Origin of the sequence: Parapedobacter sp., assembly GCF_035556095.1 — a bacterium.
Taxonomy (GTDB): Bacteria; Bacteroidota; Bacteroidia; order Sphingobacteriales; family Sphingobacteriaceae; genus Parapedobacter.
Genome location: NZ_DATMFT010000029.1, coordinates 163,622 through 175,559, shown reverse-complemented (window position 1 = coordinate 175,559; position 11,938 = coordinate 163,622). Strand labels below are relative to the sequence as shown.

The 11,938-nt window shown below is 50.2% G+C and carries 8 protein-coding genes; 3 read left to right on the top strand and 5 right to left on the bottom strand.

The window, feature by feature from the left end; all coding sequences use genetic code 11:
• Positions 1–4: 4 nt before the first annotated feature.
• The 3 genes from VNQ80_RS18595 to VNQ80_RS18585 form a co-directional block, all read right to left on the bottom strand.
• The gene (locus VNQ80_RS18595) at positions 5–1,012 is read right to left on the bottom strand and encodes a glutathione synthase (RefSeq protein WP_325641495.1); all 1,008 of its coding nucleotides are present in this window, start codon (positions 1,010–1,012) and stop codon (positions 5–7) included.
• A 92-nt stretch (positions 1,013–1,104) separates the two neighbouring features.
• Positions 1,105–2,955 (bottom strand): flavohemoglobin expression-modulating QEGLA motif protein, encoded by a 1,851-nt coding sequence (locus tag VNQ80_RS18590; protein WP_325641493.1) that lies wholly within the window; start codon positions 2,953–2,955, stop codon positions 1,105–1,107.
• Positions 2,945–3,745: an N-formylglutamate amidohydrolase gene (locus VNQ80_RS18585; protein ID WP_325641490.1), complete on the bottom strand. Its 801-nt coding sequence runs from the start codon at positions 3,743–3,745 to the stop codon at positions 2,945–2,947. The genes VNQ80_RS18590 and VNQ80_RS18585 overlap by 11 nt, the downstream gene beginning before the upstream one ends.
• A 169-nt stretch (positions 3,746–3,914) precedes the next feature.
• On the opposite strand from VNQ80_RS18585, the gene VNQ80_RS18580 reads away from it, so the two are divergent.
• The 3 genes from VNQ80_RS18580 to VNQ80_RS18570 all read left to right on the top strand — a co-directional run bounded on the left by VNQ80_RS18580 (position 3,915) and on the right by VNQ80_RS18570 (position 9,963).
• A complete protein-coding gene (locus tag VNQ80_RS18580) occupies positions 3,915–5,087 on the top strand; it encodes an efflux RND transporter periplasmic adaptor subunit (protein WP_325641489.1) in 1,173 nt (390 codons plus the stop codon).
• An 87-nt stretch (positions 5,088–5,174) separates the two neighbouring features.
• On the top strand, positions 5,175–8,336 hold the full coding sequence (locus tag VNQ80_RS18575; protein WP_325641487.1) for an efflux RND transporter permease subunit: 3,162 nt from the start codon (positions 5,175–5,177) through the stop codon (positions 8,334–8,336).
• Positions 8,337–8,499: 163 nt separating this feature from the next.
• Positions 8,500–9,963 carry an efflux transporter outer membrane subunit gene (locus tag VNQ80_RS18570; protein WP_325641486.1) on the top strand — a complete coding sequence of 488 codons (1,464 nt, stop codon included), beginning with the start codon at positions 8,500–8,502 and terminating at the stop codon, positions 9,961–9,963.
• Between the two features lie 13 nt (positions 9,964–9,976).
• Here VNQ80_RS18570 and VNQ80_RS18565 read toward each other — a convergent pair whose 3' ends face one another.
• Both VNQ80_RS18565 and VNQ80_RS18560 read right to left on the bottom strand, forming a co-directional pair.
• On the bottom strand, positions 9,977–11,119 hold the full coding sequence (locus VNQ80_RS18565) for a hypothetical protein (RefSeq protein ID WP_325641484.1): 1,143 nt from the start codon (positions 11,117–11,119) through the stop codon (positions 9,977–9,979).
• Between the two features lie 122 nt (positions 11,120–11,241).
• Positions 11,242–11,937, bottom strand: coding sequence for a sulfite exporter TauE/SafE family protein (locus VNQ80_RS18560; protein WP_325641482.1), 696 nt, complete (start codon positions 11,935–11,937; stop codon positions 11,242–11,244).
• Between the last annotated feature and the right edge of the window lies 1 nt (position 11,938).

Below are 11,938 nucleotides of genomic sequence, written 5' to 3'. Positions count from 1 at the left end.
AAACTTAGGTATTTTGCGCGATATCAGCTACTTTTTTCTCTACGGCTGTAATGATTTCATCCATGAAATCCACCCCATGGAATTCACTGGCATGGATAAGCCCCCCCGGACTGAACACATTGATTTCCATTAACTTGTCTCCTACGATATCCAAGCCAACCAAAAACATCCCGTCTTCGCGCAACAATGGCCCCACTGTATCTACGATGACCTGCATTTCCTTGTTCATGGAAGCTCGCTTCGCCTTTGCCCCTTGGTGAATATTACTCCTGATTTCACCGGCTTTCTGCACGCGTTGGATTGCCGCCACCTTACCATTTTTTATGATAGGCTCTCCATCCATCAAAAACAAGCGCGTGTCGCCCTTTTTTGCGGCTGGCAGGTATTCCTGAGCAATGGCAAAGCCGTCCCGACAGATTGCCTCCACGATCTGCTTCAGATTTTTGTTGCCCTTTTTATCGACGAGAAAAACATTCTTCCCGCCGGATCCCTTAAGCGGTTTTAGGATAATTTGGTGGTTTTGGTCGCGGTAAAACGCTTCCACATCAGCAATGTTCCTGGTAATTACCGAGAGCGGACGCACCGATTCGGGAAAGTACTGCAAGTACATCTTATTGGAGGCTTTGATGAGGCCTGCCGGATTATTTAGCACCAAAACGCCCTGTTGGCTAGCCAGCTGCCCAAACAGCACGCCCGTATCCTGTGCCCAAGGGCGATTTTCCATATCTGCTGCCGGATCGTTCCGCAACCAGAGCACATCCCAATTCTTTGAACTTTTCAACGCTTTCTCTTCGGCAACTACTGCTTCCAGAAATGTGTTGAGCGAACGGAACTCCCTATCCGGTACTTTCCGGCAGTGTGCACCGATCTTGCCATTGGCCATATACACTAAATCCCCTACACCGGCATAATAAACCGTATGCCCGCGTTTATGGGCCTCATACGCCAGCGCAGTGGTGGTGTATCCTGCCACCTCTTTACGCACCTGATTGACAACGAATGTGATGGTCATTTTCTTGCTATTTGTTTTTTGTTATTTGCTTTCTGCTTTTTGTGCACTCATCTGAAGTTCGGCGAAGTGCAAAAGGCGAGGCGCAAAGTGCATTATCCAATCATTCTAAACACACTTCCCTCCTTTTTGATTTCATCGATTTTATCGATATATGGCTTTTCCAGGAATTTGGGTCGCAGTGGCGATGGTTTTAGCAGTTGCCGATGCATAAGTTCTTCGATGATGGGCAAGTAGTCTTGCCTGATTTTTCCCACCAGCAACTGCTCGATATCCTTCCCTTGCTTGATGTATTCGATAACATTCAGCAGCCCCTTGAGGTAAACTGCATCTTTGGTTAATCCACCCCCGCGATACACGCGCATGGTAACGTGGAAGGCGGCTTCATGCTTGAATCCATATTTGTCGGTGAGCATGTCAAAGGTATCCGCAAACGAATTCCCCGCGAGCATGTGGTGTACGGCAACAACCCTCGCGGCCAGTATGCGCATACGGTTATTGGTAAGCCCGCCGGTTATGTACTCACTAAGCACCGCTAATCCTTCCTGCAACTGCTCATAGCCGGGTACACCCACATAAAAAAGCCTGAATGGCTGCGCCTTACCATTGTAATAGGTGGCAACATGAGTGCCTACTTCGTGTTGAAGCAGGGCAAAGGCACGCGCCTTGGATATGCGATAACGGCTGCTGATATTGAGTGTTCCGCGCGATACCATCACGCCCTCCACATCGTCGCGCACACGTACGGCGGTAGAAACTGCATCGTATTGCTGCTTTAGGTAGCTCAACTCAACCTTAGCCAAGGCTGCAAACGCATCGGCATCGATCATTTCACCTTCCTCCGCTTCCTGCCGGGGCTGTTCGGATGCCACCAAGATGGCTCGTGCCGTTTCCAGTAGGTCTTCTTCGATATTGCCAAAAAGCTGCTGGCTGCTGTATACAAAGTCGGGTTTCTCGCGGTCACTCAACATATTGAGCATGCGGTCTACCTCTTTTCGCTTATCGCGAAAGAGGTACGCAATGGTGGGATCGGAGATATCTTCAATAGGAAGGTTGTAGAGCTTCCGTTTAATCAGTTCGGGGTCAATCGGCATCGGTCGGTAGTGGAATACCGGATTGCTCTGGTATTTACTTTTCGCGAAGCGGTGCCACGCATCCTGGGCGTTGATGGGCGTTACCAATAGCAGGAAATCAAACAGGTTACTGTATTCGGCCAAGCGCTCGTCAATATCCCATACGCCATCGTGCAGCTCCGTAGTGCCCAACATCTCGAAGTGTGCTGCGCTATATGAAGTCTTCATGCGCACAAACTCGAAGAAACTTTTCCGCAGTGCCTTACCGAAGCTTTCCCTTAGCGCACGGAGAAATAACGGATAAGGTGCACCGGTCTGCTCATTCATATACACCGGGGTAATGGCTAACCCGATGGCGATAATTTCACGTTTACGGGCTTCTTCTGCATTAAAAAGCTGCCCATAGTAAGGCGGCGTCGGGAGCTTCTTTCCCTTCACCAGCTCCACATCGATGCCTGGCAACTGCTGGAGGTGTATTGCCTGCAATTCCGATTGGAGCTTCTCGGCCACTTCCAGCGCGCTCTTTTGGCCGAGGTGGATGGTGAAGGTGGGTGCACCGGCCTGTTCGGAAAGCCATACCTCCAGCAGCATGAACCCACCGAACTGGTCAGCCATCATCTCAGCTATTTCGCGCACAATCGGGGTGGCAGGGCACTCGGACGTATCCGGTGCCACCAAATAAGCCGATTCTGTTTTGCCCAATGTGGAGGTAAAAGCATCTTCTCCATTCGGCGGTACCCGATATACCAGCAGGTAAGGCACCGGCCGATCGATATGCAGTTCGCCCCCGCAGGGCAATTCCATACGTAAAGGAATACCTTTTTTCAGTTTGGCACGGATACGCCCCATTAATTTCTTGGTGTCAGTGACCATATGGAAGAACAGGTTTTACGCGGTCATCAAGTTTGTCTAATAAGAACGGAATGCACCCAACAAGCATGGACCTAAGCTGGCGGAGGTGATCGATATATACCCTACCTGTCCATTCGTCCATAAATGTTTTCTTAAACTCAAGTGATAGTACACAGCCGTATTCCCCGTAATGCCGATTGATCCATTCGGAGAAGCCACCACCCTTGAACTTGACGTTCTCGCGGACGTCGACAAATAGCTCATCGATTTGATGGTGCGCCAGAAACCGAGTTAGCTTTTGCCCCAACCACCTCCATTTATCATGGTTGTGGGCCGTCCCGATGTTCACTTCTGGATTCTCAATAATGCTGGCTGTTGCCAAAGGGGTTTCGCGTCGATGATTATAGCTATGGATGTCTAACACGACAAACTTTCCAAACAAATCAATGGTCCATTGAATCAACTGCGCAATCTCGCTATAAAACCGATCATATTCGACTAACAGTTGGTTTACAGCCGGCTTGGGTAACATGGGCTCCCAAACGGTCAACCCCCATGCATCCTCAGGCTTTCGGTATATGGCTTCCTCCCGTCTGCGATTCAGGTCGGTTTGGAACCGCGAAGTTTCGACCAAGACACGGCTTACCGGTAAATCGGCCAGATAGGAAGTATAGGGGTCTTCTTCACGGAAACGCTCATGCTCCTGCAAGTGCATATTGCCTAGCAACGGCATGGCAAGAAGGTGTCCGTCGTGGATGGCAGTCGCGATAATCGGACTTCGTTCTTTATGTACATGATAGACTAATTCCATGTCGAAATCAATAACACCAATCCATACAGAAATGTTTGCATGGGGCCATTACCATACTTTTGGCATACATTCTGAAATTCTTTAAATAGATGACTACGGCACTGCATCCGATTTGGAATAGCCGTAACACAGGTAACAGGTAGATACTAGGACAACAAAATTAAAGAACATGAACACATCCATCAGATTAAACACTAAAACACTGATAGCCATTATTTTAATGGCATTATTACTCTTCGCTATTTTTAGTTGTTCCACCGGCTCGTCCAAAACAACCAACAGCGAGAACAATGCAATTGCGCTTCCCGTGCAGCGCATTGATACGACAACTGCGGTGACCGTAAAGGATTACCTCGGCACCATTGAGGGTAAGGTCAATGTGGAGATTCGTCCACAGGTTGAGGGCATTCTGGAAGAAATATATGTCGACGAGGGCGCCTTCGTGACAGAGGGGCAAAAACTTTTTAAGATTAACGCACAGCCCTATCAAGAGGAGTTGAACAACGCCTTGGCCAATGAAAATGTAGAAAAAGCCAAGCTGGAAAACGCCCAGTTGGAAGTGGAACGACTGAAGCCCTTGGTGGAAAACGATGTGATTTCCGAAGTACGGCTACGTACCGCAAAGTCGGATTATGATGTAGCCAAGGCGTCGCTCGACCAAGCATCTGCAGCTGTTGCCAGCGCCCGTATCAATCTCGAATTCACCACGATCAAGGCCTCGGTGAGTGGTTTTATTGGTCGCATACCCAAGCGAGTGGGTAATCTGGTAAGCAAGAGCGACCCGCTGACCGAGCTTTCGGACATCAGCGAAGTATACGTCTACTTCGCTATGAGCGAATCTGACTTTCTTTATTTCCGCAAGAAATACGGGAAGCAGGATTCGACTAAAGAGCCTACCGACACCACCCAACTCATCCCGAACGTGTCATTGGTTTTGGCCGATGGAGCTGTTTATTCCGAACAGGGGGTGGTAGATGCCATCAATGGCCAGGTAAACCGTACAACGGGATCAATCAGTCTTCGTGCAACCTTCCCCAACCCGGATAATGTACTCCGCTCGGGCAACACCGGCACCCTCAAAATGGAGGAGCGTCAACCCGGTGTACTTACCGTTCCGCAGGTGGCCACCACCGATTTGCAAGACAAGGTATTTGTTTATACTCTTACGGCAAACAACACGGTGAAGCAGCAAGCCATTGAAGTATCCGGAAAAAGCGGAAACCACTATATCGTAACCAGCGGGGTTAACGCTGGGGACCGGATTGTCCTTTCCGGCGTAGACAAACTTTCAGACGGCATGGAAATCAAACCGCTGGATGCTCCTGCCATCGCGGCGCAATAAATCCCGTATCACTGTCCATTTACGTTACAGCAACAGGTATGAGCGTGCTTTACGCTGATTTGCCGTGTGCTACCATAAAACGACTGTATGCTAAAAACATTCATCAATAGGCCTGTATTGGCTACCGTAATCTCCACGCTGCTTGTCATCCTCGGATTGGTATCGATGTGGCAGCTACCCATTACCCGGTTCCCCGAAATCGCCCCGCCCAGCGTGACGGTTTCGGCTTCCTATCCAGGTGCAAATGCCGAGACCGTGGCTGGTGCCGTACTCCTCCCCATTGAAGAAGCCATCAATGGGGTACCCAATATGACATATATACGGTCATCGGCCACCAACTCAGGGTCAGGTAAAATCACCGTATTTTTCAAAACCGGCACCAATCCCGACCAGGCGTCGGTAAACGTGCAGACCCGGGTATCCAAGGCCAACGCCAACATTCCGGCAGAAGTTATTGAATCGGGTATCACGGTGGAACCCCGGCAAAGCGGTATCATCATGACGATTGATATCTTCAGCGACCACCCCGACACGCTGTATGACGAAACGTTCCTGCAGGCATATGCGCAGATCAACCTCATGCGCGAGCTGGCCCGTGTAGACGGTGTTGGTGAAGTACGCCGCGTGGGGGCACGCGACTACTCCATCCGTACCTGGCTCAATCCCGAAAAAATGGCCGCTTATGGCCTTGTTCCGCAAGACGTACGCGATGCGATACGTGACCAAAACTTCGAAGTTGCCCCGGGCAAATTCGGTGAGACCTCCAATGAGGCGTTTGAAACTATCCTCCGACACGAGGGCCGGTTTACGTTACCCGAGGAGTTTGAACAGATTGTCATTAAGACTAACCCAGACGGCTCGGTACTCTATCTGAAGGATATTGCCCGCACCGAACTAGGGGCCACAAACCTCGGCAGCGACAACAAGGTAAACGGATATCCCGGGCTCACACTCAACATCCTCCAAACCAGCGGCTCCAACGCCCGAGAAATCGATATCCACATACGTGAAGTATTGGAACGGCTTGCCACGGACTTTCCCGACAATATCCATTATGAGATTTCTTACAGCGTGCGCGATCAAATCGATGAATCCATCAACCAGGTAAAACATACCATCTTCGAAGCGGTCATCTTGGTGTTCATCATCGTATTCATTTTCCTGCAGAACCTGCGTTCCACGCTAATACCTGCTATTGCCATACCTGTATCACTTATCGGTACCTTCTTTTTCCTGCAACTTTTTGGATTTTCGATCAACGTGCTGACGATGTTTGCATTGGTGCTGGCCATCGGTATCGTGGTAGACGATGCTATCGTGGTGGTTGAGGCGGTGCACCAGAAAATGCACGCTACGAACCTCGGCCCACGCAAAGCAACGCATGCCACCATGGGTGAAATCACGGGTGCTATCATTTCCATAACACTGGTAATGGCAGCAGTGTTTTTTCCTGTCGGTTTCATGCAGGGGCCCTCGGGCGTTTTTTTCCAGCAATTTGCCTACACGTTGGCAACAGCCATCTTGATTTCTGCTTTGAATGCACTGACCCTCACTCCCGCATTGTGTGCGCTGCTGCTGAAAAGACCTAAAAATCATGAGGTTGCGTCTACGCCGGAAAGCAATAGCAAGCGGTCGCTGACCTCGCGACTGTTCGGTGCCTTCAACACAGCATTTGACACCATGACCCATAAATACGTCCATTCCATACGTTTCTTAGTTGGCCGCAAAGTGCTGGCTTTTGGTGGGCTTGCGTTGGTAACAGCTATCGGCGTATGGCTGATGAACCGTACACCCACCAGTTTCATCCCCGCCGAAGACGATAGTTTCGTTACCTATTCGTTATCAATGCCGCCCGGGGCATCGCTAGCCCGTACCACCGAGGCACTTGCAAAAGCAGATAGCATATTGGGGAAACGAGAGGCGATAGCCGGTATGACCACGGTATCGGGATACAATGCCATAGATGCCAGTGCAAGCTCGGCTTTTGCTGTGGGCTATATCCAGCTCAAGCACGCCGGCGAGCGGGGTGAAATACGAGATATTAATGGGATCATGGACACGATTCGTACCGATCTCGCCCAGATTACCGACGCGACGTTCAGCGTTTTCCCTCGGCCTACCATCCAAGGTTTTGGCGACTTCTCAGGTCTCGAATTCGTACTGCAAGATCGTATGGGGGGATCTATGTGGGATTTCGGCACCGTGGCTGATACATTTATAACAGAACTGGAAAAACAGCCCGAAATCGCATCGGCATATACCACATTCAACGCCAATTTCCCACAATATGTCCTTGAGGTAGACCCCGTAAAGGCCAAGGCACTGGGCGTGAGCGTAAATGATATGATGCGTACCATCCAGGGGTATTACGGTCGCGTACGCGTAAGCGACTTTAACCGTTTCGGGCGGCAATACCGCCTGTATATGCAGGCTGATTTCACATTCCGTAATGACCCCGAGTCGTTTAAATCAATTTTCGTGCGCAACAACAAAGGAGAAATGGTGCCAGCCAACACCATCATCACCCTGCGGAAGGCCATGGGGCCAGAAGTAGTAAATCGATACAATCTCTATAACGCCATCGCGGTGAATGCCATCCCCGCCGAAGGTTACAGTACTGGAGAAGCCATGCAAGCGATGGAAGCAACCGCTGCCGAACACCTACCCGGCAATTACAGCTACGAATGGACAGGCATGAGCTTGGAAGAGCGGAAATCAGGCAACGAAACCTTTCTCATTTTCGCCTTGAGCATCATTTTCGTCTACTTCCTCCTGGCCGCACAGTATGAAAGCTATATCTTGCCTTTGGCTGTGATGCTTTCAGTACCCGTAGGGCTTATCGGCGTATATACGGTAGTGAACCTCGTGGGATTAGAAAACAACATCTACGTGCAGGTCGGATTGATTATGCTCATTGGCTTACTGGCAAAAAACGCAATACTCATCGTGGAATTTGCCGTGCAGCAACGCCGCGCGGGACTGAGTATTGTCGAATCGGCCCTAGAAGGTTCGCGCATGCGCCTGCGCCCCATCCTGATGACCTCGCTGGCGTTTATAGCCGGCTTGGTCCCGCTCATGTGGACGGTGGGCCCATCTGCCCAAGGTAACCATTCCATCAGCTTCGGTGCCGCAGGAGGAATGTTCTTCGGCGTGACGCTAGGGATTTTCATCATCCCCGTGTTATACGTCGTTTTCAAACACTTAGATGAAGTTGTTAAAAGTAAGTTGACCACGAAAGAAGAAGAATAATGAACCCGACATGACTAATCCGCCAGCTGGCGGAAAGCACAGTAGGCAATGATTATTGACGAGTATTCAAAATTTATTAGGTGTCAATGAGCTCCGCTGTCGCTTCGGCTATTTTAGTCATCAAATACTCCATCTGACAATGAAAAAAGTAAAAAATAAACAGATGAACCGAATAACCCGGCAAACCGGTTTGGTGGCGGTGATTTGTTCGCTACTGATATCATCGTGCAAAGTGGGACGTGATTATGTCCGTCCTGAAACCGGCCTCACTGATACGTTCCGTGGGACTAGTGGAATTGACAGTATCGCCGATACGATGAACATCGCCGACATTCCATGGTCCGACTTTTTTACCGATAGCATGCTTACCATGCTTATTGATAGTGCTATTGCCAATAACTTCGATATGCAGACCGCCCTGAAAAACATCGAGATTGCCAACCAATCGGTACGACAATCCCGGGCAGCGTTCTTCCCTCAAATCGGTGCGGAAGTGGCAGGCACTAACCACCAATGGCGGTCGAGCGACTTTTACTCATCACCCTCGTCTGGTTGGTATGAACGTGAAGACCGTGGCACGCCGCCAAAAGACCTCTACCTTTATCAGTCCCAATACTTCTCTTCGATCAGCATGAGCTGGGAAGTGGACATCTGGGGTAAGCTACGCCGACAAAAGGAAGGCGCACTGGCCGAATACCTGCAAACATTCGAGGCTCAAAAGGTCATTCAAACCGGTGTGGTGGCCGCCATTGCCGAAGGATATTACAACCTACTCACACTGGATGCCCAGCTGGAGGTAGCCCGGCGTAACCTGAGACTCAATGACAGTACCCTCCAGATTGTGAAGCTCCAACGCGATGCAGGTGAAGTAAGTTCATTAGCCATCCAGCAAACGGAATCGCAGATGCTTGTGGCCGCCTCGCTCATACCCGAATTAGAGCAACAGATTACTATACAGGAAAATTCGCTGATGGCACTGACGGGTCGTATGCCAGACGGCGTATACCGCTCATCTGCATTAACCGATTGGCATATGCAGGAAATCTACGATGCCGGTGTACCTTTGCAACTGCTCACCAACCGTCCCGACGTGCGTGAAGCCGAGCTTGAGTTGCGTACCGCCAATGCCGAAGTGGGCGTGGCGCAGGCATACCGTTACCCCACACTGACCATCGAGGCCGAAGGTGGACTCAATGCCATGCTGCCACAAAATTGGTTCAACATACCGGGGGCATTGTTTGGCGGACTCATCAGCGGTGTTACGCAGCCGATATTCAGCGGCAGGCGGCTCAAAACACAGCATGAGGTTGCCAAGCTGGAACGTGACAAAGCTGAGATTGGTTTCCAGCATACCGTGATGGACGCTGTGCATGAGGTGACCAACGCGCTAGTGATGATCGAAAAACTCAACGAACAACTTGCCATTGCCCAGCAACGGGTAGCTACCGCGCAACTCGGCGTCAAAAACGCCAACCTGTTGTTCAAAAGCGGCGAAGCGACTTACCTGGAGGTCATCACGGCACAAGGTAATGCCTTGAATAGCGAGTTAGATCTGGTTAGCATCAAGCAACAGCAGCTTAATGCGAAGGTAACGCTGTATAAGGCGTTGGGTGGGGGGTGGAAATAGCGATACGTTGTTGCTAATTTCCCGAAGACATGTTGAGGCGAACCGACGCAACCTGCAGGTTGTCCCAGCGATCAACGGTTTCTTCGATAACCAACCTGTCACGGTAAAACCGGCCATGCATCACTTGCATACCTTTATAAAGGACTGTAAGTGGTTGGTCAAGATCAACCAACGCGTCGTTGAGGTAGATATAAAATGCCTTATAGTCGTTTTCCAGTATGGAGATAGTTTGGCCACTAATGGTTGCAACGATTTTTTTCCCTCTCCCGTGCTCGGCCTCTTCGGGCGGCACGCCTAACCAATAAAAACGCTGATGCGGCCGGTCGTCTTGGATCCACACAATCTTATCTGGATTGGGTTGATTAGTATATCGTGCCATCCAGTCAACCGCCATGGTATCGGCCTGTTCCATCCAGTGCCCGTATTGCGGGTAAATATGGGATGCGTGGACATAACCACCATTGTCTGCTTGTTGCAGACTATCCAATTTACCTGCCCATCCCTCGGCTACGCGATTACGATGATAAGCCGAGTCTAACCCACCCATGAACAGCGCAAATGGAAGGTTTCTCAAGTTGTCAACACGCGCGTCATTCGGGTGGCCAGCCATCATGGCTGCCGCCGCCCAACGGTCGGCCATACGGGTAGCCAACTGGTACACACCGTCTCCGCCCGCAGAATAACCCATCAGATAAACTTTAGCGGGATCTACACCCTCCATAATGATAGCCGTTTTGATAAGCTCATCAAACAGGTCATCTATAAAATCCTCATGCCAGAGCATCCAACTGTTTGTCGGTGCTCTAGGCGCTACATACACGCCTTCTTTGGGTGAATAAAGATCAATTTGGTTGGCCCACTGATTATCATTTATTTCTTGTGTAGCATTCCCCCCACCATGCATCGAAATAAATAGGCTTCGTCCAGTAGCTGGCTTTTCTCCGAACACCTTATATTCGAACTTCATGACAGCCCCGCCTGGATGGACAATCTGTTTTTGCAACCACTGCTGTTCTGCCTGTTGGCGGTATTGCGTTTGCTCTGCGGCAATCAGGCTATCAGCTAGTGTAACAGCGGCTTCCGCCGAAAGCTCCTGCGCGTATACACAAACGTAAGGAAGCATCAGAAACAGGAATTGTATCAATCGAGTCATCATCGCGCGACAAAAGTAACGAAAGTAGAAACCCTACACATCAACCGCCAGCGTAATCATGATGTAAGTATACGAAACTTTGGCGACACAATCTAATGCTATACCCTCAATCCGGTCTTTTTGCGTTACTCGCAGACAATCGCTCCTTTTGGGTAAATAAGGGGGCTTAGGTAAGGTATATCGAGGTTTGCACCGCGTAACAGGAACCATCCGCCCATTAGGATGGAGATGATGGGCAGCCACAAGGCGAAATTGAATTTAATACGGGTTTTGGCGAAGCTACCTATTAATGCTACAGCCAACATGGCCGGCCAAGTACCCAATCCAAACGACAGCATAAATAAGCCACTCCCCTGCATGGAATCGGCACTTAGCGCAGCCGCTAATGCCATATAGACCATTCCACAAGGCAACAGTCCATTCAGCATCCCCACCACGAGGTGCCCACCTGGCCGGTAAAGCCAGTAGCCCACCCATCGGGTCAGTGGCGTGACGAAGCGCTGTTGTGCGCGGACCAAGCGTTGGGAACGCTGTCCGAAAAACAAAAATAAACCCATAACGACGAGCAGCGATCCAGTAAAGAACGTGATGCCCTGTTGCCAACCTTTGATTTCAAACAGATAGCCTACGGCGCCAATGGTAAGTCCAAGCAATCCGTACATTCCTACACGTCCCAAGTGGTAAAGTACCGTATTGGCAAACACCCGCCAAGGTCGTTTGCCATGATCCGTGGTGAACGCCAATACCAGTGGTCCGCACATGGCCACGCAGTGGAGGCTACCGAACAGGCCCATGAAAAATGCAAGCACGGGATAACTCATG

Coding starts and splice junctions, on each gene's coding strand:
- VNQ80_RS18595 (WP_325641495.1), bottom strand. CDS start 1,012: ATGACCATCACATTCGTTGTCAATCAGGTGCGTAAAGAGGTGGCAGGA.
- VNQ80_RS18590 (WP_325641493.1), bottom strand. CDS start 2,955: ATGGTCACTGACACCAAGAAATTAATGGGGCGTATCCGTGCCAAACTG.
- VNQ80_RS18585 (WP_325641490.1), bottom strand. CDS start 3,745: ATGGAATTAGTCTATCATGTACATAAAGAACGAAGTCCGATTATCGCG.
- VNQ80_RS18580 (WP_325641489.1), top strand. CDS start 3,915: ATGAACACATCCATCAGATTAAACACTAAAACACTGATAGCCATTATT.
- VNQ80_RS18575 (WP_325641487.1), top strand. CDS start 5,175: ATGCTAAAAACATTCATCAATAGGCCTGTATTGGCTACCGTAATCTCC.
- VNQ80_RS18570 (WP_325641486.1), top strand. CDS start 8,500: ATGAACCGAATAACCCGGCAAACCGGTTTGGTGGCGGTGATTTGTTCG.
- VNQ80_RS18565 (WP_325641484.1), bottom strand. CDS start 11,119: ATGATGACTCGATTGATACAATTCCTGTTTCTGATGCTTCCTTACGTT.
- VNQ80_RS18560 (WP_325641482.1), bottom strand. CDS start 11,937: ATGAGTTATCCCGTGCTTGCATTTTTCATGGGCCTGTTCGGTAGCCTC.